A 25,922-nucleotide genomic window follows, 5' to 3' on the forward strand; every position below is an offset into this window, starting at 1 on the left:
CCGCGGCCCGTAGGTTACGTCACCCTTGGTACGCCTGGTCAAGGAACGCTTCGACCTGTTCCTTCGATTTTGCATCCCGACTAAAGAGACGATTAACTTCTTTACCGTTGTCATACGCGATAAACGTCGGGATCCCAAGGATTTGGAGTTCTTCTCCCAAATCAGGCAACTCGTCGCGGTTGACGCGAACCATGGAGAACGAGTCCTTGTACTTAGCTTCCCACTCATCAAAATAGGGTTCGATCCGGCGACAATCCGGGCACCAGTTGGCGTAGAACTCTACCATCACTCGCCCATTTTGCGTCACTTCACGGTAACGATCATTCGACGTGATCTGCTCCATCGTCGCTCTCCCCTTCCACCGTTATTATACCGCGAACACAATCGTCAACAAACTGTGTTACCAGGTTAGCGTCACTCCACCCCCACATGGCGATCGCGTTCCACTTGCGTTACAAGCGGGCGAGCAAAATAGGCCGCAAACATGGCTTTGGATCGAACATGCTGTCGGGGCGAGCCATATGCTTGAGTGAAGGCTGGTTTGCCAGGAGGTGTCGCGGATGAAGCTTGGCACGTTCATCAAATTGGGGACGCTCGCATTTGACGTCGCCCGCGACGAGCGCGTACAGGAATTGGTGCGTATGGCGCACAACGGTGCAAAGCGCCGAGGTTTGTTGCAGCCCCCGCCGGGAACCCGGACACAACGGTGATTTTTACTAACACACAAGATAACCGCGCGTTGGATACGCATACTCATTGTGCGATGTGTTCGCCGTTCACGCGTTCACAGGCAATGCCCCGCCACCCTGGCAGGGCTTCCTTTTTATCCTCACGCATCGCGCTATATCTGTTTCTAAGAATCGTTATCCAGGTATTGTGCAGGCACAAAATATACACTTTCTGAAGCAGGCCTACTAACTCTACGACCAACAGAGCCTGTACTGCATCATTCGGATCGAGGGAGCCAAAACGGCTGTTATGACTACCAGGACAAACTGAGGCAATACGAGATGGTTGGTAGCATAATACGCAAAAGAAGCGGCTTTGGTCATGCGTACATCGAGTTGTTTCGAATCAGAAAATGAAAATTCTGCAAAACACTCACCTTACATGTGGCATCCATTTTTACACAGCATACTTGACTCAACTGTTGATCTTCTGGAATAAGCATGGATCAACCGCATCCGCATGGAGTCGAATGTCGGGAGACGCGGCCAAGATTGACAAGAAGAAGACGTGGCACGGTTATTGTTTTACACAACATATAAAGATATTATGATATATAAAGGAGATGAGCCACTGTGCAAAACAATGAACAGGAACGGCACTCAGGTACTGGCATGTGGGGATTACTCGGACTCGTTGCTCTTCCCGTGCTCTGCTGCGGACTGCCGACTTTGATTGGAGCCCTCGGCGTAACGACAGCGGGTGCCGTTTTGGCGTCAGACCGCTATTGGATTTTGGGCGGCCTTGTCATCTTGATTGGCATTGTGATGTTCCTTGTATCACGCAAAGGCAAAAAGTCCGGGACAGATTCATGCTGTACAGTTCTTCCGAGCAAGGAACTACCACCGAAAGACAGTTTGTAAGGAGTGACGACCATGCAGGACTTGAACATATCAGCACCCGATAGTACGGTTCAGACGGAGATTTACGCCAAGTTTTTTCACGGATTGTCGAACCCGACCCGGTTCAAAATCGTGGAGGCCTTGCTAAATCGAGAGATGAATGTGAGCCAGCTCGTGGAGGCTGTCGGTGCGTCTCAAAGCCAGGTGTCAAACCAACTTGCTTGTCTGAAGTGGTGTGGTTACGTGACATCGAGGCAAGAGGGCAAATACATCCTGTATCGTATTTCGGATGAACGTGTTCGTACGATCCTTCAACTGGCTAAGGAAATTGTCGCCGATAATGCTGAACACATCCGGTGTCGCACCAGGATGTAAAAACGTGTGCAGATTGAACGTGCAACAGCGGCACCCACGGCAACGGGATCGCTGTCGGCGACTGCAGAGCAGACAAGCCAACAAACCTCTGCGACGGCTACCGGGTTGAGCGACCTTACATTTACCGATGTTCATGGAAAGCGCATCACGGTCAATCCCAATGAGAAGACCGTGCTACATTTCATGACCTCGTCTTGTTCAGACTGTTTGCCGACGGAGACAGCATTGGCCAAGTTTCAGAACATGCCAGGCGTTCAACTGATTTCGATTGACGTGGAGCCTCAAGCGGACAATGCCAGCACGATTGCGCAGTTTGCACAGGTGGCAGGCAGCCACTAGCCTTATGTATTGGAGACGAATTCGTCTCTTCTCCAAAAGTTCCACGTGACGGAACTGGATACGGTCGTCGTGCTGTATCACAACAAGGTCATCTACGAAGGGGTTGTACCGTCAGAAGCCCAACTCAAGAAGGTGCTTGCATGAACGCCGAAGTTGCCGTCGTTCTGGGTGCGGGCATGATGGCGGCTTTCAACCCATGCGGTGTCGCCATGTTGCCCTCTTATATTGTTCACCTGATTGCCGGACGTGAGCGGGGTGTCTGGGACGGGGTGTGGGCTGGGTTACTCATGACGGCCGGTTTTCTGATTGTATTCTTGCTGGCTGGCGTCATCGCTGTGACGTTTGCGACTGTATTGGGCAAAGCAGTGGCGTGGATTGCAGAGGTCGTCGGCGTAGCGTTCGTCCTTCTGGGGATACTGATGTTGTTTGGAAAGCGTGGATTGGAATTCCATATCGGGGGTGACTGGAATCTACAACGAGGCAGCCAGTGGTCTGTGTTTCTATACGGCATCGCCTATGCGCTCGGTTCTCTTGGCTGTACGCTTCCGCTCTTCTCTGTTCTCGTGTTGTCGTCTTTTCACAGTCAGGGATTTGCGAGTGGGATGTCCGACTTTGTGCTCTATGCGCTTGGCATGGGCTTGGTGGTGACCATCATTTCCCTGGCATCCACGATCTCGCAACAACTGGTCGGAAAGTGGGTTCGGTCTGGGGCCCGATGGATGGGGCGGTTGAGTGCGCTGATGACGCTCGGAACGGGTGTGTATTTGGTCATTTACTGGTTTCCGTACGTGCGTTTCTATGCGGGATTTTGACGGAGGTGCTTTTTCTGACGAATTCACGCGGCAAGAAACAAATTCGGCTTGTGGTAAACGGTATGACTTGTCATGACTGCGAACGGCACGTATCCCACGCGCTTCAAAGTGTAGGTGCTGAATCGATATCCGCCAGCTTTCGCAGAAATGAAGCCATTTTTGAATTGGATGACCTGAATCGTTTGGATGATGCACAACGGGCGATAGCCGATTTGGGCTATCAACCAGGGGATGCGACCATCCTCAGTGACCGCCATCCGGGAAAAGTCATCGAATTGGATGGGAACTACGATTTTGATTTCCTCATCATCGGTTCCGGGGGCGCAGCGTTTTCTGCTGCGATTGAAGCATCGTCCTATGGTGCGAAAATCGCCATGGTAGAGCGAGGCACAGTCGGTGGGACGTGTGTGAACATTGGATGTGTCCCCTCAAAGAACATGCTGCGGGCAGGGGAAATCAATCATCTGGCAGCGAGCCATCCGTTTCTCGGGTTAAACACAAGCGCTGGTCCAGTAGACATGAATACCCTTGTTGACCGCAAGAATGAACTCGTTGGGGATCTGCGCCAACACAAGTATGTGGATTTGATTGACGAATATGGATTGGAACTGATTCAAGGGGAAGCGCACTTTGTGAACGAATCGACGGTCGAAGTGAACGGTCGGCAAATCACGGCCCGCAACTTCCTGATAGCAACCGGTGCGTCACCGCTCGTGCCGAGCATCCCTGGTCTCACCGATGTGGATTACCTAGTCAGCACGACCGCTTTACAACTTCGGGACGTTCCGAAGCGTCTTGCCGTCATTGGCGCTGGATTTATCGGGCTGGAAATGGGAAGCCTGTTTCGGAACCTGGGCTCGGAGGTCACGCTGTTGCAACGTGGATCCCGCATCTTGCCCAAAGCCGAACCAGAGGTCGCTGCTGCTGTGAAACAAGCCTTGACCGAGAAGGGGATCCGTGTCATCACGGATGCCGCCATTCAACGTGTCGAGCAGGAAGGGAGCACCAAACGGATATTCACTACTGTAAATGGCAAGGAACAGGTCGTGGAGGCCGAAGCGTTGCTCGTCGCAACGGGCCGTAAAGCGAACACGGAGTCGTTGAACCTGGGTGCAGCGAACGTGAAGGTCGGTCATCGTGGCGAAATCCTGGTCAATGAATACCTGCGCACCAGCAATCACCGCATCTATGCCGCAGGGGACGTGACGATGGGGCCGCAGTTTGTGTATGTGGCAGCATACGAGGGGGCCATTGCGGCGCGGAATGCGGTTGCCGGCGCTGAGCAGTCCGTGGATCTGAACGTCGTGCCAGGCGTGACGTTCACAAACCCAGCCATTGCAGCGGTAGGACTTACGGAAGAACAGGCAAAAGCCAGTGGCTACGAGGTTCTGACCTCCGTGCTACCGCTGGATGCTGTACCACGGGCTCTGGTCAACCGGGAGACGACCGGGGTGTTCAAGCTCGTGGCGGATGCCAGGACACGGAAGATCATCGGTGTTCATGTCGTAGCGGAAAATGCCGGAGATGTCATCTACTCAGGCGTGATCGCAGTCAAGTTTGGGTTGACCATTGAGGATTTGCGATCAACGCTTGCCCCGTATCTGACCATGGCAGAAGGATTGAAGTTGGCGGCACTGACGTTTGACAAGGATGTGTCGAAACTGTCCTGCTGTGCAGGCTGAAGCAATATAGAAGGAAGGGATATCGGCTATCCCCTCCTTGTGCATAGCAGCAACGCTCGATTTCTTCGCAGCAGCTGGCCATACGCTCAGGAGTCCATATCATTAGTGTAAATTCAGTGGACGCACTGCGTGACATATGAAAGTGCCATTTCGTCCTCTTTGGTAGAATGAGTTTTCCACAACAAATTCACTAGGAGGAGTATGAGAATGGCTTTGACGATATCACCGCTGTACTGTCGTTGCCAGAGAAATACCGCAAGCGGATACGCACTACGATTGGGATGGAATGTTTTCCGCAACTTAAAAATGCAGAAAAACGCGGCGTTCCGATATACCGCGTTTTGCATAACGCTGCAGGATTGGACGGGTCTAGTTATTGAACTAACGCCCCGGTCTGTTCAAGTAAGTTTGGTGAATAGACCGTCGCCAATCACCCTTTTGACGACTTAGCACCTTTGCTTTTCAGCCAAGTGACCATGATATCTCTACGCGTGTCGATGGCACCAGCCGCATCGAGTGACCTCAAACTTGTATAATCAGGAATGACATTAATATCTGCGCCCTGGCTGAAAAGGTATTCGGCTACCCTACGCTGACCTCCATGGCATGCCTGCCAAAAAGCTTCGTTGATTTCATCCGAAGTCGGTGATGGGTTAGAAGCCATCAGTTCCTCAACACGAGACATCATCCCGAGTGCCGCCGCGTGCCATAGGCTGTCAACACGAGCACCTCGCGCTACTAAAAGTCTTGCAACATGCCAACATCCATAACCTACTGCATTATCCAAAGGTGTGCCACCGGCGATGGAGCCACCAAGTATTTCGATGTCCGCTCCCCCATCAATCAACGCAGCAGCAACATCCACATCGTCGCTGCTTGCCGCCCAGTGTAGCGGCGTCTCTGAATGCCAACTGCCAATGATAGGTGCATTTGGGTCGGCTCCCGCTTCGATTAACATCTTCACAACCACAGGTCCGTTAGGGAAGTATCCGGGCCAGTCAGTGACAACGTGTAACGCAGTACGGGAACCACCCTTTTTGTCAACTACACGCTTTGTCGCGAAAGCCGGATATGTATCTAAGAGACTCTGCAGAGTTTCCAAGTCACCTGAATGGACCGCACGAACAAAAGATACGACTAGGGGATTGTCATGGGGGATAGATTCCATAATTTTGGCTCCTAATTCTTTGTGCATGATGCACCCTTCATGGTGATTGTACTGCTTTCTCGGGACCTATATCATGGTTCCTTTTTGCGCATTCCTGCCCTTAACTGAAATAAGTGTAACACACAGATTGTGTATGACTATGCAACCATCATGCATACGTCATCGCCGCGCTTTTCTGCAAATTGAAACTACGGAAGACAATGGAAAGCCTAAACGAATTCGTCGCCGTGAACGAGTCATTCGGATTTTCCAGAACCGAGACTCCGTGATTGGCTTATTGGTTCATTCTGGAATGTCAATATCTATTTTGTGTTTTGTGAAAATCATTGTGAAAATCATTGTGAAAATCATATGGTACATTGCGGGTGAAAGTAAAAAGCGAGACGGATCGAATTCGATCCGCCTCCAGAAGGAGTGGCGTGGACAGCCGACGCAGCGACTCTCACCGCGTGGCCACATTCGGCTCCCGCCCGTCTCAGGACGAGAGCCGGCGAATGGTGACAATCAATTGATCCCGGTAGCGTCGGATGTCAACAATGCGAATTTGTTGATTCTCCACCGCTTCCTTCAACTGACGCATCATCAGTAGATTCTTCGCCTCATCAGCCTGCGTGAAAATAACCGTTTCAAACGGAGGTTCCATCCCGTGCGGCCCCCATTTCACCCCTGATATCTGGAAGAAACGGTATCATTGTCAACAAGCATACCGACAACCCCCAAGGCGGTCAATAACGAATGTTATATTTATTAACATATAGACTCAATTATTTTTTCACACGTTAACTTTTATATCAAAAACCACAAAGAAGCCCCGCCTCAGCCAGGCAGGGCTTGTATGCTTTGATTCTCAACATTAACGACTAAATCGATGTCGCCAATTGGGCGTGATCGCGTAATCTCGCCAGTGTCCCCAGGTCTCAGTTCGGTCATATTTACTTACATCGCTATGAAAACGTACGACGATTTGAGCATGATCAAGTTCTGGATGAACTTGGACAAGGTATCCGTCGGCATGACGCATAGCCGCCAATGCGAAGGGCAAATCGCGCAGGAACCTGCGATTGCGCATCCCGGCCCGCCCGTGCACACCTGCGCCGCTGATGTGCACGTGAACCTGCAATTCATCTGGCGAGACCCATTCGGCCACAATCGACTCGCGAGCCCACCGGCCATAGCGGCGGGACAGCTCTGCGTCATGGTATTGCTTGCCGATGCTCACATGCATGCGTCCAGTACGTAAGGAGCGAATGCAGGTATACTTGCGACCAACAACAGGATCGTCTGGGGTCACATCTTCGAGAAATACGGTATGAACGCGATGGGGTAACCACTTCATCTTGGCTTGATCCATCCGCTTCCCCGCCTCCACAGAGTGACGTTCGCCCATCTATATGACGTGTATCGCCTATTGGTTCTTCGGATGGATTGTCACCACTGGATGCTACCAAACTGGCATTACGGTACGTCCTTAACCAATGTGTCGATGAATTGTGTAGCATCGACTGATCCGAATCCGGTCACCGCATCCCAACCTGGTATGGCCTCGTAGCCAATGACGCCGTTATACGTGTTGTTCCCGACGACAATGTCGTGAAAGCCCAGCTTATTTGCATACGTGTATAGATACTGCGGCAGCGATGAAAGGGGTTTACGTCCCAATGTGGCCCGACGCTCGTTGGCCAGTGCGATAATCGCCGCAAACACAGGGCAGGCCACGGATGTGCCACCGACAATGGCAGACTGACCCTGAAACACAATTTGATACCCACTGGCTGGATCCGCATTAAGAGCGAGATCGGGCACACCACGCGCATGGCCGGGCACTGCCGTCTGCCACGGCGGTTTGGCAAAGATATCTGAAAAGCCGCCTCCGCTCGCGCCGCCATTTTGAGGTCCCAGATACGTCCAGGCACACTCGCCACCATGTGCATACAGATGCGTGCCACCGACAGCCACCGCATGAGGACTGGTGGCTGGCGCATCGGCATGACGCGCATAAGGGCCAAACGGATTGTGCAAACCGTAGGCCCCCTGATCGCCAGAAGCAATACAGACGGTTACGCCGCGCTCATCCAGTTTCTGAATGAGGTCAGCTATGGACTGCAGCGCCTCCGCATCAAACGAATCTTCGCCGTCTCCGTAGGAAATGGATAGGACGCTCGGCTGATGCAGATGATCGTTCACAATGTAGTTCAACGTACGCAACATTGCAGCTTCAAACTCCGGGTAAGTCTCACCGGCATTCGCCTCATAGATGACAAACCGAGCTCCCGGTGCGATGGCGGCAGCCCACTGCAAATCCAGTGAGGCTTCCTCATCGTCCACGCTGGTGCCACCGTCATTGCGCGTGCCATCGACGGAGACAAAGACAACATTTGGCGGCGTGATGCCATGCATCTGCCAGAACAAGGTCGCATCCTGAAGGCTGTAGCCGCTCGAAAACTCAAGGATGCCAATAGTCTGCCCGGCCCCGGTAAGATTTGTGGGAATATTGTACAACCGTCGAATGTCCGCTGGAAAATAGCCCTGTCCCCCGTTGGCCAAGGCTTGCGAAGGACGATGGGCATCCGCAAAGTGGATGTGTTTCAAAACATGCATCCCACATACCTCCTTGTGTGGTTGTATCATCCACACTCGCAAGGTATGTGGGATTACCACAACCTGTCCGTCACAAATATCTATTTACTTGCTTTGCGCTTTGCAAGTTCCTTTTGTATCTTCTGCAAAAGCTCCCTGCACCCAAGCTGTACGAGTCGATACACCTCATCGAAACGCCCATCATAATACGGATCCGGAACTTCATTCAGTGGTTCATCCGGTACGAGATCTAACAAGCGAAAGACCCGCTCCGACCGTGGTGCCCCTAGCCGCTCTAAAGCCTCCATATTGGCATCGTCCATCGCGACAACATAATCTGCCCGTTGCAAATCGTCAGGTGTCACTTGGCGGCTGACAAGCCCTTTCCAGTCGATCCCGTTCTTCTCCAAAACACGCCGGGTACCTATGTGCGGCGGATCGCCCGCATGCCAGTTGCCGATCCCGGCCGAATCAACGTCGATTTCATCTGCGAGACCAGCTTCTTCGACCATGTTCCGGAATACCGCTTCCGCCATCGGTGAACGGCAAATATTTCCTAAACAAATGAATAAAACACGTATCACAGTCGTCCCTCACAAAATCCATTAATCTTCGATCCGATAAATCCAAAAGCGTTCCCGGGTCAGTTGCTGTAAAACCTCATCGCGTACAGCTCCGCCTTGTGCCAACGCTTCTTCCATACGGGAAAACATACCTTGGTACTGGGACTTATGGGCACGCATGGCGGCCATTTTCTCGTCGAGAACGGATGAAACATCAAGAACGAAATCGGGTTCGCCAAGAATAGATTCCGCATCGTTCACGACCGCCGACCCCCAGATCACCGGCCGCTCCTCTTTCGGCAAGCGCTTGACAGCGATGACCGCGGCGTGTGACATGGCATCGTGATCCGGATGGACTCCATACTTTGGATAATAGGTCATCAAAATTGACGGCTTCACTTCACGGATAACGGCCTCGATGCGATCCGCCACGCGTTCCGGATCCTCGAACTCAACCGTCTTATCCCGCAAACCAAGCAAGCGCAAATCGTCGACACCAAGTGCACGACACGCGTCCTCCAGCTCACGGCGGCGGATGCTTGGCAACGTCTCGCGATTTGCAAACGTGGGATTCCCCATGTTGCGCCCCATCTCACCAAGTGTGCCGCAGATCAAGGTTGCTGGAGTTCCGGCCTTCGTAAATAGGATTACCGTGCCCGCCTTGCCAAACGACTCATCGTCAGGGTGCGGAAACACGAGCAGCAGATGACGCGTTTTTTCCACGTTACCCACGTTCACTCCACCTCCTTCTCCTCGTCCAAAACGCCCATTGGCCAAGGCGTTCTCGACAATTGCAAAGCGACAGCGAGCCGTCCTTCACTATCGTGCCCTGCGAGCAACAACCGTCCTTCGCCGTCTACTTCATAATCCGTCAGCCCTTCGGCATAGATCCAACCTGACGCCATTTTTAGGCCAACGCGATACGGACGAGTGCCAGCGATCTGTGCTCGCTCAAACTTCACCAAGCCATTGCGAATATAGGCACAGACAGCCATCGGTTGGCCGAATCGATGTGCCGCATACGCACCGTTGGTCGTCTCAAGATGCAAATACACGTCGTCTCCGACAAATCTCTCTAGTGCTGCTTGAACCGATTGAACATCGATTGGCTGCAATTTGTTTCCCTGCTTTCCTGCCGACCGTCACGTCGGAGATTCAAACGCTTGCGCATAGGTCTTCGCTTGTCCAAAGGAAATAGCTGTGCCGCTCACCGCCGGACTGAAACCATCCAAAAGTTCTTGCAAACAGCTGAGCGCCGACCAAGCATTTCGACCGATTGCGATTGTGAATACGAGTTGAACACGCCTTGTGACATTCCACCTCTCGGATATGCCATAATCAACAGGAGTGCCTACTCTATCGTGCCAAATTCGGCTGTACCAATGCAAATGCAAACACGTTCAACAAGGAGGCCCGCACATGGACGCATCCGACTGGATTGAAGCCTTGCAACTCGAACCACACCCGGAAGGGGGTTTTTATCGCGAAACCTACCATTCGCCTGTGTGGATGGAAGACGAAGCGACACTGGGTCGCTATGGCTCCCCGCGACGCAGCGCCACATCTATCTATTTTTTATTGCGTGCGGACGACGTCTCTCACTTTCACCGACTCAAGTCGGACGAACTTTGGTATTTTCACGTGGGCGATCCGCTCGTCGTTCACACCATTGATGCTTCCGGGAAATACGCAGCACACGCGCTCGGTGTGCGCATGGATATTGGTGAACGACCGCAGTTACTCGTGCCAAAGGGGACCATCTTTGGCTCGTCGCCCGCCCCGCAAAAACCCAATCAACACGTGTTCGGTTACTCGCTTGTCAGTTGTATGGTCACGCCAGGTTTTGATTTCCGGGACTTTGAGCTATGTAAACGGCATGAACTCGTCACGCAATTTCCGCAGCATGCGTCAATCATCGAGCGACTGGCGCTCCTTTAAGCAGCTTTTCCATGCGCACATGCAAGATCCCCGCATCGTAAAACGGTTCCTCACTTACGGTGCAATAGCCAAGCTTGCGGTAAAACGCTTCTGCATGGCACTGGGCATCGAGGACGGCGCGATGGTATCCATCTGCCAGCGCAAGTTCCTCGATGGCCGCCATAACAGCCCGACCAAAGCCACCTTTGCGATAGGCCTTAAGCACTGCAACTCGCTGAATTTTTGCTGTCCCAGCACGTTCATCGCCATACGGCTTATAGCGAGCCGTGGCTACGGGAGTCCCCTCGTCGTTTTCGATATAGACGTGATGCCCCACTCCGACGACATCTTGTTCGTCGATTTCTTCTTCCACAGGCACCTGTTGCTCTTCGACGAACACCTTTCGCCGAATATCCAGGCAAGCCTTTAATTCATCTTCGTTTTGTACGATCACAACGCGCATGCGCCGCCCTCCTGTCGCTTGGAAACGTTCCTTCGCAAGGCGTATCATAATGCCAGTGTGAGGAGGAACCGGAATGTCTAGTGTGCCAAATAACTCTGTCGCCGCGCAACCGAATGGTCATAGACGCGCCTTATTTCTCATGACCATTGCACTTGGCATCTTGCTCAATCCGCTCAATTCGTCGATGATTTCGGTTGCCATGACGAAATTTCAGCACGTGTTTCACGTCCATTTTACCACCGCATCCTGGCTCATTTCGTCTTACTATCTCGCAAGCGCCGTGGCCCAGCCAATCATGGGCAAACTCGCCGATCTCCTCGGCCGTAAACCCTTATTCCTTATCGGCTTACTGCTCGTTGCACTCTCATGTTCGCTGGCCCCCTTCGCGCCTAGCTTCTCGTGGCTCATCGTTTTGCGCCTCATTCAATCCCTGGGCAGCGGCGCCGTATATCCTGCGGGCATGGGTATCGTGCGCAACGTGATCACAGAACGACAGTCGCAGGCGCTTGCATTGTTGGCTGTGTTTTCATCGGGTGCCGCCGCATTCGGCCCTTCCATCGGAGGCATTATCATGCACTACGCCGATTGGCAGGGAATCTTTTGGGTCAATTTTCCGTTTATCATTGCGAGCTTTTTATTGGCAATTTGGGTGTTACCTAGTGGCCGGGACAAGGAGCCAACGGCACCGCTCGGGCGAAGGATGCGAGCCGTTCTGCATGAACTCGATTTGATGGGTATCTTTCTGTTTATTCTCGGTATCATTGGTGCCATCATCTTTTTACTTTCGCTCACATCCAGACCCTCGTGGTGGGGACTTGTCCTTGGCGTCGTCGCCTTTACCCTGTTTGGTTGGCGCGAAACCAAGGCAGAACTACCCTTTCTGAGCCTGGGCTTTTTCCGACAGAACGCCGCCCTAACGTGGGTGCTCGTCCAGTTCGCGACGGTCAACATCATCTTTTACTCAGTGTTTTTCGGCATGCCAACGTATCTCCAGGAAGTGCGACAGTTCGATACCCAGGAAACAGGGTTGCTCATGCTGTGCGTCGCAGGATTCAGTCTGGTCACGTCGCCCATCACCGGGCGCTGGGTGGCCAAAAGCGGATCGCGCCCACCCTTAATGCTCGCGGCCGTGTTCATGACCGTAGGTAGCGTTCTCTATCTGACTCTACATGGCCAATCACCTGTTTGGTGGCTCGCCGTCGTTCTGTCCGTGTTGGGGCTCTCGAACGGTTTTAACAATGTCGGGCTGCAGACGGCCTTGTTTCGCACCAGTCCACGAGAAGTCATCAGCACTGCTTCGGGGCTCTTTCAAATGGCCCGGTATATGGGAACCATCATCTCGACTGTCGTGCTCGGGCTGTTGTTCGGTAGCGGCCTCACGACGGGGCAATTGCACATTCTTGGCATCGTACTCGCCTGCCTCGGTATCGTCGTGTTTGCGATGAGCTGGCGCATTCCACGCGGCCGTTAAGCCTCGCGATCCGCCTGATGCCAGCGCTCTGCAGGCGCAGCCGTCGAATCGCGCAAAACGATTTCGCCGCAAATATGCAACTTTTCCCGTGGGGCATCCGGATGATCGATTCGGCGCATAAGCAAATCTACCGCTCTCGCTCCCATCTGTTTTTTATCTACGTAAACGGTCGTGAGAGCAGGTCTGATCTCCGATGCATCATCAATATCGTCAAAGCCTGTCACGGAAACGTCGACAGGCACATCAATATCCATTTCTCGCAACATTGTCACCACACTGATGGCAAGCGAATCATTTGCGCAAACGAACGCTGTGGGCATGTCTCCCCCGCGCATCAATTGGCTTACAATTCGCGTTAGGCCAGCGATATGCTCGTCCCTTGTGACACCCAAGGTACCTACCAATTCGTTGGACTGACGCAATGGGATATCTCGCTCCTCGAGTGCGGTGCGAAACCCCAGCCAACGGTGCCGAAAGCTTTGTGCGAAACAAGGATCCCCTACAAACTGCAGATGACGATGACCTTGGCCAAGCAAAAAGTGTGTGAGTTGCCGAGAAATATCGAAGTTATTGACAAACACCGTATCGGATGGAACAGACTCGTCCTCGTGATCGATGAGAACAAACGGCAAGCCCATGTTGCGAATTTCCAACAGTAACGAGGTTGCCACAAGTCCCACCCCGATAACACCAAGCACACCAGAAGGATTCAGTACCTGTAGAAAGTTTTCTGGCGAATGTTCCGTGACTAGAATTGTCCCATAACCTCGCTCTGTTACCGCAGTGGAGATGCCATCGACAATTCTTCCCCAAAACGACGATGCCCGGTTTTGCATGCGGACATTGGGCAAGAGCACAACAATCGTATTCGCTTTCCCTTTCTCTTTGGCAGTGCCGGACTTTCGTACATTTCCTCTATTATCCTGGAGAAAATATCCCAACTGTGTTGCAATTTTTACGATCCGCTCACGTGTCTCCTCGCTCACACCCGCCTGCCCTGACAGTGCCTTTGAAACCGCGTACTTTGATACGCCAGCCTGCTCAGCAATCTGCTGCATTGTTACTTTTTTGGCCATATCCATTACACCCTTCACTTCCGATATCACTCTTTTGTTAGCCTAACTGATTCATCGCCGTTCGTCTAGACACATCCCCCGGCTGTTCCCCTATACACACACGCAAAACACAGTTGCCACATCACTTATAGTTAGCTTAGTATTGTATTTGTTATCCTAACTACAGGTGGTGGGATGGTTCTGAAGACGATCAATTTACAGCAACGAGCCGCAAACGAAGGTCGGCGGATTCTCGCTTGGTGGCGAGAAAACGCTCTCCGGACAGACGGATCATTCTACGGAAAGGTCACAAATGACTGCATTCCAGACCCGAACGCCGATTTGGGCGTTATTCTCGCGACCCGTATTCTTTGGACGTTTTCTCGTGCCATCCATAGCGGTTTTGAAACGAGTATGGAAAACCGTCAAGTTGCAGATCATCTATGGACTTTGTTCAAATCCGCATTCTGGGATACAAGCCATCTGGGCGTATTCTGGATGGTGAATGGTAACCAACAACCTGTTCAGAGACGCAAACACATTTATGCACAATCGTTTGCAATGTACGCGTGTGCCGAGTATTATGCCGCTTCAGGCAATCCAGAAGCTCTTTTGTACGCGCAGTTGATTTACGAATGTGTGGAACGCTTCGCTCGAGATTCTGTACACGGCGGATACTTCGAATCGTTCTCAGAGGATTGGAATCCGATACAGGATCAACTGGGTATTTCTGATCTCGCTGCGCCAAAATCGATGAATACACATTTGCACTTATTGGAGGCATATACGCGTTTATATCAGGTATGGCCAAATCCCGAACTGCGCTATCGCCTGCGCGAGTTACTCCAGGTGGTGATTACGCGCATTGTCCATCCCCAGACATTCCATTTTCAATTGTTCTTTGATGCTGATTGGCGGCCACTTTCCGACGTCATTTCCTATGGCCACGATATCGAAGGTTCTTGGTTGTTGTGTGAAGCGGCCGAGGCCTTAGGAGATAGGGATTGCATCGAATCGACGCGTGACTTGGCAGTACAAATGGTGAAGGCAACAATCGCAGAAGGCATTGATATGGATGGTGGATTGTTCAATGAAGGTCGTGCAGGTCGCGTGATCGATGATGATAAACACTGGTGGCCTCAGGCGGAGGCTGCAGTGGGCCTGGTGAACGCCTATCAAATAACAGATGATCCTCAGTATCTAGACAAGAGTCAATTGGTCTGGGACTTTATTGAACAGTACATCGCGGACAAACAATACGGCGAATGGTTTTGGCTTGTCGATCGCGACGGGAACCCCGACATGACAAAATGGAAAGTAGAGCCATGGAAATGTCCGTATCACAACACGCGAGCCTGTATGGAACTGTGGCAGCGGCTCGCGGTAAAAGGAGAATGAGCCCATGTCGAATCGATACGACGATCGCCGTGCATGGATTGAGCAAAATTATTTGGCGCTTTTAACGCGCCGTAACGAACCGATAGAACAAACGCATGGATGGTTCACCCGTTATCGCCATCCGGTGTTAACCGCAGATCATGTCCCCCTCACATGGCGTTTTGACATGAATTCTGAAACAAATCCGTTCTTTATGGAACGCTTGGCCGTGAACGCTGTCTTCAATGCAGGTGCCATTCTGTGGAATGATCGATTTCTGCTCATCGCTCGGGTCGAAGGAGCGGATCGCAAATCGTTTTTTGCTATTGCAGAGAGTGAAAACGGTATCGATCAGTTTCGCTTTTGGGATGAGCCCCTTGTCATTCCCCAGACAGACCTGCCAGATACAAACGTCTACGACATGCGTGTCGTTCAGCACGAAGATGGGTACATCTATGGACTGTTTTGCACGGAGCGGCGCGATCCGTCGGCACCTGCCAGCGATCAATCAGCGGCCGTCGCACAGTGCGGCATCGTACGCACAAAAGATTTGCGCACATGGGAGAGACTTCCCGACTTGGTGACACCGTCTCCGCAACAACGCAATGTTGTCTTACACCCGACGTTCGTCGATGGCAAGTACGCATTCTACACACGCCCACAGGACGGTTTTATCGACGCGGGCAGTGGCGGTGGTATTGGTTTCGGCCTGGCAGATACGATGGAAGGTGCGGTGATCGATGTAGAACACATCGTTGATGATCGCATCTACCACACGATTAAGGAAGCCAAAAACGGACTTGGACCGGCACCCATTCGGACGTCGGAAGGGTGGCTGCATTTGGCTCATGGCGTGCGCAATACAGCCGCTGGCCTACGCTACGTACTCTACCTTTTCCTCACCGATCTTCACGATCCCAAACGCGTGATCGCGAGGCCAGGGGGATATTTCCTCGCTCCTGTAGGCTCAGAACGCGTAGGTGATGTGTCAAACGTAGCATTTTGTAACGGATGGGTTGCAAAGGACGATGGAACGGTATTCATCTACTACGCGTCGTCCGATACACGCATGCACGTGGCAACAAGCACCGTGTCACAGTTACTGGACTACGTGAAGAACACTCCCGAAGACGGATTGCGATCCGCCGAAAGTGTGAAGCAACGCTTGGTATTGATTAACAGAAATTTACACGTTACGCGCTGAACACGCAAAAGCCTCCATCTGAACCTTATCTTCCAGATGGAGGCTTTTAGAACGCCAATGATATTGAATTAAAAAGGTAGTCATGCTCAATATGGAAGGCATCAAACATTTCGAAACTGAGGCCTTGCATAATAGCGTCGAATCACATGTTCAGCGGGCTTGTGATAAAACCAATAATTCCGATTATACGCCGCTTCATCGTCTGCGTAGAGTGTCGCTGGCCAGTCCCACAACATGTACCCATAAAACCACGGCTCATTGTCCAAAAGCGAAAACAACCTCTCGTAAAACATGACTTGTTCTTGCATGGACAAGGCACCTTTGTGTGACCAATCATTTGGTCGTTCAGCCGCACCCTCGACATTCATGCAGCCAACCTCCATGAAAAAGAACGGTTTGTTCACTTGCTGTGCAAATGTGCGCAATTCCTTTACCCTCTCAGGAAACGAAGACACAGGATAATATCCGCTCGACGAAACCATGTCTACAGCATCCCACCAACGAACATATTCTTCCTGATATTTATCGCAGTTGTACGTCAGTGTACCGTGATATACTTCTCTAACCTGCCCGATTAAGGTACGCCATTCCAGCTCTCGCTTGTCCGCCTGCACCATTTCACAGCCGACGCAAAACATCTCGCATCCAAGACGTTCTGCCAATTCCGCATAGTGTATAATGAATGTCCCATAGCTTTGGAACCATTCCGACCATGTGGGTTCCCCAGGCACGTCGTGATCGAAAAAACTGATATGTGCCCTCCAGGTGCCATTACGACAATTCACAACAGGTTTAAGACAAACTTTTAACCCTAAGTGATGAGCATATTCAATCGCAAACGAAACTTCTTCGTCCGTCACAACCGGTTCATCCCAATAATTTACCTCCACGCTTTGTGGCGTATCCTGCAAAGCCTGAAACGCAAGGGTTACCCAGTTCGCGCCCGTCTCTTTCAGTTTGATCAAGGAGCGCTTAGCTTCGTCTGTCATCCATGTTCCTCGAATTCCAACCCAACCCCACGTGATGCCACGGATAAACTCCAATTTGGCTCCCCCATTCACATGACGCAAATTCCTTCTACTCGCGAACCGCTCCGTTGACGATACCAGCGAAGATATAACGCTGCAGAAAAAGGTAAATCAGCAATAACGGAATCGCAATGATAACCGATGCAGCCATAATCAAGTTCCACTGTGCGGAGTAAGGACCTTCAAACCGCAGAAGCGCGGTCGAGACGACGCCTAAGTTGGTTGAAGGCATGTAGAGATATGGCGAATAAAGATCATTGTAGATAGCAATCGTCTGCAGTATCGCAACAGTAGCGCTAGCAGGAGCTAACAGAGGAAAAATGATAGAACGATAGATGCGAAAGTAGGATGCCCCATCCAACATTGCGCTTTCATCAAGCGAAACGGGAATCCTTTTTACAAATTGCATATAAATATAGATTTGAACGACGTTGGTTCCTAAATAAAGAAGAACCATAGCATATCTCGTATCGAACAACCCAACATTCTTGATTATGCCAAAGATAGCGACTTGAACGGTCATGGTGGGAATAAACATGGCAACAAGATACGCCCCCATGATGACTCGTTTGAATGGAAAGTTAAACCGCCCTAACACATACGCTACCATCGTTCCAAAAACAATATTGCCGACAACGGCCAACACGATGATAAAGAAGGTGTTGAGAAATGCGGATCCCAAAGTCCCACCCGTCCATGCGGTAACGTAGTTTTGCCAATCAGGGTGTGCCGGGGGTTGTAATGGGCTGAGCCGATTCATATCCGCATTACTTTTTAACGAATTGACGACAGCAATATATAATGGAAAGACAACGACAATCACACCAATGGTCAGGACCATATACTTGGCAATACTTCCTGTGAGCTTGGTCATTTTGGTCGTCATACGACATCGTCACCTCCACCGACGATTTTGCGCTGAATACTAATAACCAGTACGACAATGACCAAGAGTACAATAGCCATCGCAGAGGCAAGTCCGTAATTATTAAACACAAACGCGACATTCATCGTCTGAGTTAAAAAGGTTGCTGCAGCCGGCGCAGAGTTTGTCATGATAAATGGGATATTAAACGCTTCAAGTGCTCCCGAGACGGTCAGTAACAGGTTAACTTGGATGATTGCCCTCAAGTTTGGCAAGGTCACATACCAAAGTGTCTGCCACGCCGAAGCTCCATCCAAAAGAGCTGCCTCGTACATGTCCTCTGGGATGGATTGTATGGCTGCGAGATAAATCACCATATTGAACGGAAAGTATTCCCACAGCGAAACAAAGGCCAACGCCCAGTTAATCACATGGTTATTGCCAATCCAGTCGGTCGCCAGTGCTCCAAGGCCTACCACGCGCAAAATCGTATTGATAGCCCCATTATCCTGGTACATAAATTGGAATATATATACAACAGCTACTGCGTTTAGCATATACGGAATAAACAAAATAGAACGAAATCCGTTGCGGATTTTTACTTTTTTACTCAGTAGCAATGCAAACCCCAACGCAATGACGTTTTGGACAAGCCCACCAATGAAATAGCTAAAATTATGAATAAACACCCCAAACAAGGCTGGATTCCTAAAAATTTCAATATAATTATGCAACCCAACCCAAGGATAGGAGGTCGTGAGTCCATTCCAGGATGTGAAGCTATAGAGAACCAATTTAATTGCTGGGTATAGTGAAAAAGTCACGAGTAGAGCTAGTGGAACGATCAAGAAACCCAAAATCAAAAACATGCGCTGGGCTTTGTAACTGATGTGAAAATTCACATTGATTCACTCTCCCCAATTCTTTCAGCATTCAATCCCAACCAAAGGGGATTGAATGCTGAAAGCTATCCATCACATCATTGTCCCGACAATGAGGCAGCATTTTCCCATTGCTGGTTCAACTGTTGCAAGGCGGATGTGAAATTTGGTGCATTCAGTACCGTTTGCACTGCACCGCCTCCATTGATATCGATTTGCGACGTGTTTTCCAATTGCGTTAACGCGGTCGTGCTCGGAACGCCTTGAACCACTTTAGCCTGTGCGTATAACTGTTGAATTTGAGGCACATTTGACTTCATACCTTTGACAGGAGGAAGACCTCCGGCATAGTTCGGATACCCCGAATCAAGCACCATCCATTTGACCAATTCCTCGGCTGCCGGAATGTTTTTGCTGTGCTTGTTAACGGCTAACTCCCAGTCCGGTGTCATGATCGCAAGAGGTTTTCCTTGATTTGTCGCAGGAAACGGGAAGAAGCCTACGTTTGAACTGGTCGTCCCAGCTGAGACAATTTGCGGAATGGCCCACTGCCCTAAATACATCATGGCAACCTTGCCCTGAGCCTCCAGCGTCTTCGAATTCGCCCAGTTCGTATTCTTCCAATCAGGCTCTGCCCAACCGTTTTTCACGATGGTATCGACGATATTCAACGCCCGTCCCATAGGTGAGTTCGGAGTAAACGGAGCTTTGCTTTGAACCATGGTGTTGAGATAATTAGGATTGCCTGCGATCACATTAGGAAGCGTGTCAGTCCAATTGGCAAGTGGCCACTTATCCGTGTAATTAAGTGCGATAGGAATAATTCCGTGTTTTTTCAATTTTGCACAATCCGCATAGAACGCGTTCAATGTTGTCGGCGGGGAAGTGATTCCAGCTTTTTTAAATGCCGCCTTGTTGTATACAATGCCATTCACATCGCCAAACGTCGGTATCCCGTAAACATGCCCACCATAGGATTGGAAATCCTTAAAATATATCTTATTATCCAATCCCAAAGTATCGAGAGGCACAAAGAATTGTGGTAATTCATTTGGGGTGATGTTAGGCAAGATTAACATCACGTCCGGATATGTCCCACCATTCATCTGAGCCTGCACCGTGCTATTATCTACGAATGTCTGCCACTTCACGGTGATTCCAGGATGTGTTTTTTCGAAGGCCTGAGCATATTTCTTCAGCATGCCATTCGCCTGCATATCCGTTCGATTCGTTAAGACGGTGATCGTTTTGACGGCTTGCGACGCCGCACCCGTTTGGCTCGTGTTATTTGCCGATGCGCCAGCATTCTGAGTTCCACACCCCGCCAAGACCAAAGCGCTTACACCTGTAATGGAGGCTACTGCAACCCACTTTTTCACTTCAAGATCCCCCTTCTCATTCTCACAATAAAGCACGTCGGTTCGGTCCACCGCACATCACGCAACACCGAAGACCTAACTTTAGGATAACAAAAAGTATGTTGTTTGCAAATAACTAAATATCGTTATCCAACCGAAATGAGGCAATATTTTTGTTTCGTATATTTTATTAGGTTTTCGGAAACGGTGAAATGAAATGCGGATGTATAAGGTGTGAAAGGTACACTTAAAGGTCATAACCGAATGAAAAATATCAATATCTATGTTGAAATATGGAGCCTGCTCATCTCAACACATGCGATGTAGGTTCCAACCCGTTTGGTTCATTCGTTATCCTAACGAATGAGGAAGGTTGTATGTACAATAAATTGGCCTGCCAGAGAGCGTTTTCACTCTTGGCAGGCCAATGGTATAAAGCATATGTGATTCAATTATTCCGATTCGTGAATACCAAGCGACTGACGCACGGCGCGATCTCGAAATGCCTTCGGCGTCAATCCCACTTGTCGTTTGAACAACTTATTGAAGTATGTGGGATCCGGATAGCCAACATGAGCTCCAACTTCGTAAGCTTTGAGATGAAAATCATGTAGAAGCATATCTTTTGCCTTATTCAAACGAGTCTGAACAATGAATTCGCGAATCGTCATGCCAGTCTCGCTCTTAAATCGCTTACTTAAATAGCTCGGACTCAAGAATACGCGAGCCGCCAATGACGCAACGTCGAGATCCGAATCGTAGTTCGACTCAATCACCTGAATGACCTGCCCGATTTGCGCACTGTGTGCCGACGTGAGCGCCTCTTCGCGACCCATGATGACCATCAAGGACTGTTTCAGCCGATCGCGCCAGTCCCACCACTTCGGGCATTGTTTGGCTACGTACTGAAGCCACTGGCGCGTCGAAAGCGGCAACTGCACCAGCCTGTCGCGCCCGCTGCCAGCCTTCAGTCCAACCGCCGCCAAAAGTACCTGCGAGGACAATTCGGCCACGTCCTCAATGCGGTAGTTATGCTCCACAATCTGATTAAAGACCTGGTCGATCACGGCGGCGGCGCCTTCGTAACCGCGATCGTCCAAGGCTGTGATTATGCGGCTCAAAAAGCGCATGCGATCCTCGTCGGAAATGGCAACGAGTTCGCGGTCCAATCGGGAAAACACATGGTCCTGATAGATATTCAAGTGACAGGCGGACGTCGACTCGAGTACTGCGGTCCACCAACGGCGCACATCAGTGTCGATGAACGTCCGACTGACACCAACTAGCGATCTTTCTGAAGCGAGGCGAGCAATGCCGGCTTCGAACGATCCCATCGCACGCTCGGGCGAAAACGCGGCAAACGTAATGATATAGGTGTTGGCATCACATGTTAGCACATGGATGCATTCAAACCCCCCCGCCTGCATCTGTGTCAAAAACGGATAAATGGGAACGACCTGAGAACTTCGTATGGTGCACAACAAGAGTTCTTTTCGCTCGTGAACTCGTTCGAGAAGTTTGCCCACTTCCATAAAGTTGACTTCAATCGGCTTTTGTTGCAAGACATCCCATGAAGTCATTGGCCAAGCTGGCCCTTGTTCGACAAACGCATGAAACACTGGTTGGCCCATTATATTTGTCTGCACACTTAAGCTCACGGTAGCCCTCCCCCCGCGCCCCACGAGGAATGAAAACGGTTTCTCAAAATCATTATAAAGAATAACATGCAAGACAGGGAGACGTATTGTATACCATTATTGTCTTTTTTGATTTTTGTTTTCGAAACTAAACAAATGATGTCCAGCTAAAAAACGAAAGTGGACGAGTACCCTTAGGCTTTCGTCCACTCAAGCAACTGCGTAATGGGCTCTGCGTAGAGAATGCAAAGTCGGTGCAAGGCTCTTGTACAACCTACATATAAGAGCTTTGCATCGCGCTCGCTCCAATTGTAATGGTTTGCATCGGCATCGACGACAATCACACTGTCAAATTCCAAACCTTTCGCAAGGTAAATTGGGACAATGCTGATGCCGCCTTCGTAATCGCCGCGATCGGCCGTCAACAAATGGGCGTCGAGCCCTGCTTCCAAACAGGCATTGTGATAAACGTGAGCATCTTCTTCCGTACGTGTCAACACGGCAACTGTTGAAGACGACTCACGCATTCCTATGATGCGATGAAGCACAGCCTCAAAGCGATCTCGCCACGCCACCTCTTCCACCAGCACCTTATCACCGCTGCGGAACACGGGCTTTGCTTCGACCGCTGGGCCAAAAGGCCGCAACATTCGATTGGCAAACTCGATGATCTCGAAAGTCGAACGGTACGACACCGACAGTTCCACGTAGCGACAACCGCTCGGAAATTGGTCAATGAACGCACTCCATTCGCGGATTCCCGCTTCACTGTGGATGCTCTGTGAGAGATCTCCAAGAATGGTGAACGAGTTGCTCGGACAATAGGCTCGCAAAACCTGCAAATGTACAGGTGAGAAGTCTTGCGCTTCGTCGATCACAACGTGATCGAACCGATCGCGCGGATCAATACCGTACAACCACTGATGAATCGCGAGCAGAAGCGGCAGATCTTCCGGCTGTACCTGCGGACGTGCACCGCGTTTCTCAGGCTGGCGCAGCGAAGACGTCGTCAACTCAGGATGCCATTCAAGAAACCTGCGATAGAACGTGAGTGGCTCCATGTTCGGCCACCGCTCTTCATACTGGCGAATGGCTGCCGCCAACTTTCGCTTTGACGATTTATCTGTCTGGCCAGCCGCTTTGGCTTCCATTTCGAAGTGCCGACGGACGCGTGCCAATACGCGCTGCCTACGTACAAAGACTGGATAGTTGGCATATTCTTCGAAAAACCAGCGAGCGATTGTCGCATGTTCGAGGGAACGGCCGAACGGTGCGACTGCTGCTCCCATTGGCAGCATCGACTGTTCACTTTCGCCGAGAAATGCCTGCAGGCTATGCCACGTTTCAAGCCTGCCTTTGCACTCCACCTCCCGCATGGCGGTCGCATATTCCGGCGGTTGGCGAAGCGCGAACCGCTGGCGCAGACGTTCACCGGGATCGACCAGAAGCACAGCGTGATCCAGCACGCGCAAAGCAAACGCGGAAAAGGTCGTCTGCTGTACGCCTCCTACGCCTAGTTCGGGGAGTACCTCAGAAATATAGTCGACGAACATCGCCGATGGTGCAAAAATCACCATACGTTCGGCGCGCAGGCGTTCGGGATGCTGGTACAAGAGGTATGCGAGCCTGTGGAGGGCGACGGTTGTTTTGCCACTACCAGCGACGCCTTGGATAACAATCGGCAAGCTCCTATCCGCTCGAATAATGTCATTTTGTTCCGCCTGTATGGTCGCGACGATGTCGCGCAGGCGACTGTCTTTCGCATCCTGGAGCCGATAAAGGAGAAACTCGTCCGTCGCCGCAGCCTGGTCCTGGCCTTCAACATAGCTGTCTACCACGCGCTGCAATTCGCCATCGCGAACGACGATGTTTCGCTTCAGCGATACCTTTCCCCGCACCTCGCCCTCCGGCGAGACGTAGCTCGCTTCGTCCCCTTGTCCTGCGAATGAATAAAATAGGCTGGCTGCAGGTGCGCGCCAATCTAGGACGATGCGATCGCCGGAAGCCGGATCGTCAATGCCGCGCTTGCCGATGTACAAGCGCTGGCGACTCATCCCCGCGGGGGAGAAGTCGATCCGCCCGAAATACGGTTCCCGCATCGCCCGCTCGATTTCGCGCCGCCGCTCGCGAGCCAATTCGGCGACCGCGACATCCGCGACTTCGTCTGCGGTCAACGCTTCATCCTGGTCTTCCTCATCCTCGTCGCGCACAGGCGGCTTCGGCCCGCCAGCCAAAGCGTGCTCCATTGTCCGCAACACGTGCTGAAGCCGCCCTGCCTCCTCCTCGAACGGATCGATCGCCGCACGAGGAAATGCATCGGCCTCATTCATTTACGTTACCTCCCTGCCATCCATGTTGATGCGCAACGACCAAGCGGCATACCATACGAGTGACCCAACGTCTGCGCAGGCAATGACGATCCCCATCGGCAGCCCTGTGCGCGCGCCCCCCAAACCTACAAGCGGTGTCGCGATTGCGCCAAGCAACAACTGCGAAACGCCGATCAAACCAGCGGCGCTCCCGGCGGCGCGTCCATGGTTTTGCATCGCAAGCGACGCACCCAAGGTACTGACAATGCCGACACTGGACACGAGGAAAAACAGCGACGGCAAGATCCCCGCAAGTCCCGCACCCAACAACACACTCAGCAGCAAAGAGACGCCTCCCAGCGCGGCGATCCACGCTCCCGACCGGAACAAACGCGGACCTTCCACGCGATTGGCAAGCCATCCGCTCACTTGGGAAGCGAGTACAATGCCAATGCCATTGATGGCAAAACAGACGCTGAACCACTGCGGCGAAAGCCCATAGATGTCCTGCAATACAAAAGGCGATCCGGAGATATATCCAAACATACCAGCGGACACGAGTCCTTGCGCAAAGGCGTACGCCACAAAGACGGGATCGCGAAACAAACGCCCAAACGCAGATATCGTCCCTTCTATGCCACCTCGCGTACGGTGGTGTTCAGGCAGCGTCTCCGGCAAGGAGAGTGCCACCAGTACCGTCAAGACGACACCGATGCCACAGAGGATGAAAAACACCCCCCGCCACGACGTGAAGCGCAGTAGCTGACCACCGATGACCGGCGCCAGCACGGGAGCCACGCCATTCACCAACATCAGGAGTGAAAAGAAGCGCGTCAATTCAATCCCGCTGTACATGTCTCGCACAATCGCACGAGCGATCACGATGCCTGCGGAACCACACAGGCCCTGCACAAACCTGAGTGCAACAAGTCCCCAGACCGAAGGCATCCATCCACATAAGAGCGAGGCCAACAAATACAACACAAGTCCTGCCAAGAGTGGGCGTTTGCGGCCACTGGCATCGCTCACGGGGCCAGCGAAAAGCTGGCCAATCGCGAGCCCGACCAAACAGGCCGTCAAACTAAGTTGCGCCGTCGCCGTCGCCGCGTGCAAATCGCGCGCCATCGTCGGTAGCGCGGGTAAATACATGTCGATGGACAGCGGCGCGATGGCCGTCAACACGCCCAGAATAGAAGCCATCTTCAAGCGCCCCCACGCCGTTCTGGGCGGATGCACCACTGTGTCAGATACCTGCTGTAATTCGCTGTTCATA

27 protein-coding genes are annotated in these 25,922 nt (G+C 51.6%); 10 read left to right on the plus strand and 17 right to left on the minus strand.

The genetic code is table 11. The annotated features are described in order from the left end of the window. Positions 1–19: 19 nt before the first annotated feature. On the minus strand, positions 20–343 hold the full coding sequence (locus tag BLU70_RS03290; protein WP_074691911.1) for a thioredoxin family protein: 324 nt from the start codon (positions 341–343) through the stop codon (positions 20–22). A gap of 217 nt (positions 344–560) precedes the next feature. Between BLU70_RS03290 and BLU70_RS14550 the strand changes: the two genes are divergently transcribed. The 6 genes from BLU70_RS14550 to merA all read left to right on the plus strand — a co-directional run bounded on the left by BLU70_RS14550 (position 561) and on the right by merA (position 4,776). Then, positions 561–710 carry a hypothetical protein gene (locus BLU70_RS14550; protein WP_176780826.1) on the plus strand — a complete coding sequence of 50 codons (150 nt, stop codon included), beginning with the start codon at positions 561–563 and terminating at the stop codon, positions 708–710. Between the two features lie 591 nt (positions 711–1,301). Then, positions 1,302–1,589, plus strand: coding sequence for a hypothetical protein (locus BLU70_RS03295; protein WP_074691913.1), 288 nt, complete (start codon positions 1,302–1,304; stop codon positions 1,587–1,589). 12 nt (positions 1,590–1,601) lie between these two features. Next, a complete protein-coding gene (locus tag BLU70_RS03300) occupies positions 1,602–1,943 on the plus strand; it encodes an ArsR/SmtB family transcription factor (RefSeq protein ID WP_074691916.1) in 342 nt (113 codons plus the stop codon). Between the two features lie 6 nt (positions 1,944–1,949). Continuing rightward, the gene (locus BLU70_RS03305; protein ID WP_074691921.1) at positions 1,950–2,282 is read left to right on the plus strand and encodes a TlpA family protein disulfide reductase; all 333 of its coding nucleotides are present in this window, start codon (positions 1,950–1,952) and stop codon (positions 2,280–2,282) included. A gap of 140 nt (positions 2,283–2,422) precedes the next feature. Next, positions 2,423–3,094 carry a cytochrome c biogenesis CcdA family protein gene (locus tag BLU70_RS03310; protein ID WP_074691925.1) on the plus strand — a complete coding sequence of 224 codons (672 nt, stop codon included), beginning with the start codon at positions 2,423–2,425 and terminating at the stop codon, positions 3,092–3,094. A gap of 62 nt (positions 3,095–3,156) precedes the next feature. Further along, positions 3,157–4,776, plus strand: coding sequence for a mercury(II) reductase (gene merA / locus BLU70_RS03315; protein WP_074692117.1), 1,620 nt, complete (start codon positions 3,157–3,159; stop codon positions 4,774–4,776). Positions 4,777–5,206: 430 nt separating this feature from the next. On the opposite strand, the gene BLU70_RS03320 is transcribed toward merA, so the two are convergent. From BLU70_RS03320 to BLU70_RS03345, 7 genes are all read right to left on the minus strand, one after another. Further along, positions 5,207–5,944 (minus strand): ankyrin repeat domain-containing protein, encoded by a 738-nt coding sequence (locus BLU70_RS03320; protein WP_074691928.1) that lies wholly within the window; start codon positions 5,942–5,944, stop codon positions 5,207–5,209. A 475-nt stretch (positions 5,945–6,419) separates the two neighbouring features. Further along, positions 6,420–6,587 carry a hypothetical protein gene (locus BLU70_RS14555; protein WP_176780827.1) on the minus strand — a complete coding sequence of 56 codons (168 nt, stop codon included), beginning with the start codon at positions 6,585–6,587 and terminating at the stop codon, positions 6,420–6,422. Positions 6,588–6,797: 210 nt separating this feature from the next. Further along, positions 6,798–7,295: a staygreen family protein gene (locus BLU70_RS03325; protein WP_074691931.1), complete on the minus strand. Its 498-nt coding sequence runs from the start codon at positions 7,293–7,295 to the stop codon at positions 6,798–6,800. A gap of 104 nt (positions 7,296–7,399) precedes the next feature. After that, positions 7,400–8,542: a S53 family peptidase gene (locus tag BLU70_RS03330; protein ID WP_074691934.1), complete on the minus strand. Its 1,143-nt coding sequence runs from the start codon at positions 8,540–8,542 to the stop codon at positions 7,400–7,402. Positions 8,543–8,622: 80 nt separating this feature from the next. Further along, positions 8,623–9,105, minus strand: coding sequence for a low molecular weight protein-tyrosine-phosphatase (locus tag BLU70_RS03335; RefSeq protein ID WP_074691937.1), 483 nt, complete (start codon positions 9,103–9,105; stop codon positions 8,623–8,625). A 21-nt stretch (positions 9,106–9,126) separates the two neighbouring features. After that, the gene (gene bshB2, locus BLU70_RS03340; RefSeq protein WP_100218590.1) at positions 9,127–9,816 is read right to left on the minus strand and encodes a bacillithiol biosynthesis deacetylase BshB2; all 690 of its coding nucleotides are present in this window, start codon (positions 9,814–9,816) and stop codon (positions 9,127–9,129) included. A 2-nt stretch (positions 9,817–9,818) separates the two neighbouring features. Beyond that, positions 9,819–10,199, minus strand: a complete 381-nt coding sequence (locus BLU70_RS03345; RefSeq protein ID WP_006446159.1) for a YojF family protein — start codon at positions 10,197–10,199, stop codon at positions 9,819–9,821. Positions 10,200–10,503: 304 nt separating this feature from the next. Here BLU70_RS03345 and BLU70_RS03350 point away from each other — a divergent pair, with 304 nt between their 5' ends. Beyond that, positions 10,504–11,022, plus strand: a complete 519-nt coding sequence (locus tag BLU70_RS03350; RefSeq protein WP_074691940.1) for a cupin domain-containing protein — start codon at positions 10,504–10,506, stop codon at positions 11,020–11,022. Here the strand turns inward: BLU70_RS03350 and BLU70_RS03355 are convergent. Next, positions 10,997–11,464, minus strand: coding sequence for a GNAT family N-acetyltransferase (locus tag BLU70_RS03355; protein WP_074691943.1), 468 nt, complete (start codon positions 11,462–11,464; stop codon positions 10,997–10,999). The genes BLU70_RS03350 and BLU70_RS03355 overlap by 26 nt on opposite strands. A gap of 73 nt (positions 11,465–11,537) precedes the next feature. Between BLU70_RS03355 and BLU70_RS03360 the strand changes: the two genes are divergently transcribed. Then, the gene (locus BLU70_RS03360) at positions 11,538–12,935 is read left to right on the plus strand and encodes an MFS transporter (protein WP_074691946.1); all 1,398 of its coding nucleotides are present in this window, start codon (positions 11,538–11,540) and stop codon (positions 12,933–12,935) included. Here the strand turns inward: BLU70_RS03360 and BLU70_RS03365 are convergent. Continuing rightward, positions 12,932–14,011: a LacI family DNA-binding transcriptional regulator gene (locus tag BLU70_RS03365; RefSeq protein WP_074691949.1), complete on the minus strand. Its 1,080-nt coding sequence runs from the start codon at positions 14,009–14,011 to the stop codon at positions 12,932–12,934. The two genes, BLU70_RS03360 and BLU70_RS03365, sit on opposite strands and share 4 nt — an antisense overlap. 174 nt (positions 14,012–14,185) lie before the next feature. On the opposite strand from BLU70_RS03365, the gene BLU70_RS03370 reads away from it, so the two are divergent. Next, on the plus strand, positions 14,186–15,388 hold the full coding sequence (locus tag BLU70_RS03370; protein ID WP_074691953.1) for an AGE family epimerase/isomerase: 1,203 nt from the start codon (positions 14,186–14,188) through the stop codon (positions 15,386–15,388). Positions 15,389–15,392: 4 nt separating this feature from the next. Next, entirely contained in the window at positions 15,393–16,571 is a 1,179-nt protein-coding gene (locus BLU70_RS03375) for a glycoside hydrolase family 130 protein (protein WP_074691956.1), read from the plus strand. A 101-nt stretch (positions 16,572–16,672) separates the two neighbouring features. Here BLU70_RS03375 and BLU70_RS03380 read toward each other — a convergent pair whose 3' ends face one another. The 7 genes from BLU70_RS03380 to BLU70_RS03410 all read right to left on the minus strand — a co-directional run bounded on the left by BLU70_RS03380 (position 16,673) and on the right by BLU70_RS03410 (position 25,921). Continuing rightward, on the minus strand, positions 16,673–17,614 hold the full coding sequence (locus BLU70_RS03380) for a glycoside hydrolase family 113 (protein ID WP_420865890.1): 942 nt from the start codon (positions 17,612–17,614) through the stop codon (positions 16,673–16,675). Between the two features lie 34 nt (positions 17,615–17,648). Continuing rightward, positions 17,649–18,485 carry a carbohydrate ABC transporter permease gene (locus BLU70_RS03385; RefSeq protein ID WP_006446151.1) on the minus strand — a complete coding sequence of 279 codons (837 nt, stop codon included), beginning with the start codon at positions 18,483–18,485 and terminating at the stop codon, positions 17,649–17,651. Then, a complete protein-coding gene (locus BLU70_RS03390; protein WP_083341127.1) occupies positions 18,482–19,366 on the minus strand; it encodes a carbohydrate ABC transporter permease in 885 nt (294 codons plus the stop codon). The genes BLU70_RS03385 and BLU70_RS03390 overlap by 4 nt, the downstream gene beginning before the upstream one ends. Before the next feature lie 77 nt (positions 19,367–19,443). Then, positions 19,444–20,724 carry an ABC transporter substrate-binding protein gene (locus tag BLU70_RS03395; RefSeq protein WP_074691962.1) on the minus strand — a complete coding sequence of 427 codons (1,281 nt, stop codon included), beginning with the start codon at positions 20,722–20,724 and terminating at the stop codon, positions 19,444–19,446. Between the two features lie 431 nt (positions 20,725–21,155). Beyond that, positions 21,156–22,361 (minus strand): helix-turn-helix transcriptional regulator, encoded by a 1,206-nt coding sequence (locus BLU70_RS03400; protein ID WP_237716397.1) that lies wholly within the window; start codon positions 22,359–22,361, stop codon positions 21,156–21,158. Positions 22,362–22,534: 173 nt separating this feature from the next. Further along, positions 22,535–24,670: a HelD family protein gene (locus BLU70_RS03405; protein ID WP_074691965.1), complete on the minus strand. Its 2,136-nt coding sequence runs from the start codon at positions 24,668–24,670 to the stop codon at positions 22,535–22,537. Continuing rightward, positions 24,671–25,921 carry a multidrug effflux MFS transporter gene (locus BLU70_RS03410; protein WP_083341128.1) on the minus strand — a complete coding sequence of 417 codons (1,251 nt, stop codon included), beginning with the start codon at positions 25,919–25,921 and terminating at the stop codon, positions 24,671–24,673. Between the last annotated feature and the right edge of the window lies 1 nt (position 25,922).

The sequence above is a fragment of the Alicyclobacillus hesperidum genome (assembly GCF_900107035.1).
GTDB lineage: Bacteria > Bacillota > Bacilli > Alicyclobacillales > Alicyclobacillaceae > Alicyclobacillus > Alicyclobacillus hesperidum.

Coding starts and splice junctions, on each gene's coding strand:
- BLU70_RS03290 (WP_074691911.1), bottom strand. CDS start 343: ATGGAGCAGATCACGTCGAATGATCGTTACCGTGAAGTGACGCAAAAT.
- BLU70_RS14550 (WP_176780826.1), top strand. CDS start 561: ATGAAGCTTGGCACGTTCATCAAATTGGGGACGCTCGCATTTGACGTC.
- BLU70_RS03300 (WP_074691916.1), top strand. CDS start 1,602: ATGCAGGACTTGAACATATCAGCACCCGATAGTACGGTTCAGACGGAG.
- BLU70_RS03310 (WP_074691925.1), top strand. CDS start 2,423: ATGAACGCCGAAGTTGCCGTCGTTCTGGGTGCGGGCATGATGGCGGCT.
- merA (WP_074692117.1), top strand. CDS start 3,157: ATGACTTGTCATGACTGCGAACGGCACGTATCCCACGCGCTTCAAAGT.
- BLU70_RS03320 (WP_074691928.1), bottom strand. CDS start 5,944: ATGGAATCTATCCCCCATGACAATCCCCTAGTCGTATCTTTTGTTCGT.
- BLU70_RS14555 (WP_176780827.1), bottom strand. CDS start 6,587: ATGGAACCTCCGTTTGAAACGGTTATTTTCACGCAGGCTGATGAGGCG.
- BLU70_RS03325 (WP_074691931.1), bottom strand. CDS start 7,295: ATGGATCAAGCCAAGATGAAGTGGTTACCCCATCGCGTTCATACCGTA.
- BLU70_RS03330 (WP_074691934.1), bottom strand. CDS start 8,542: ATGCATGTTTTGAAACACATCCACTTTGCGGATGCCCATCGTCCTTCG.
- BLU70_RS03350 (WP_074691940.1), top strand. CDS start 10,504: ATGGACGCATCCGACTGGATTGAAGCCTTGCAACTCGAACCACACCCG.
- BLU70_RS03355 (WP_074691943.1), bottom strand. CDS start 11,464: ATGCGCGTTGTGATCGTACAAAACGAAGATGAATTAAAGGCTTGCCTG.
- BLU70_RS03360 (WP_074691946.1), top strand. CDS start 11,538: ATGTCTAGTGTGCCAAATAACTCTGTCGCCGCGCAACCGAATGGTCAT.
- BLU70_RS03365 (WP_074691949.1), bottom strand. CDS start 14,011: ATGGCCAAAAAAGTAACAATGCAGCAGATTGCTGAGCAGGCTGGCGTA.
- BLU70_RS03370 (WP_074691953.1), top strand. CDS start 14,186: ATGGTTCTGAAGACGATCAATTTACAGCAACGAGCCGCAAACGAAGGT.
- BLU70_RS03375 (WP_074691956.1), top strand. CDS start 15,393: ATGTCGAATCGATACGACGATCGCCGTGCATGGATTGAGCAAAATTAT.
- BLU70_RS03385 (WP_006446151.1), bottom strand. CDS start 18,485: ATGACGACCAAAATGACCAAGCTCACAGGAAGTATTGCCAAGTATATG.
- BLU70_RS03405 (WP_074691965.1), bottom strand. CDS start 24,670: ATGAATGAGGCCGATGCATTTCCTCGTGCGGCGATCGATCCGTTCGAG.
- BLU70_RS03410 (WP_083341128.1), bottom strand. CDS start 25,921: ATGAACAGCGAATTACAGCAGGTATCTGACACAGTGGTGCATCCGCCC.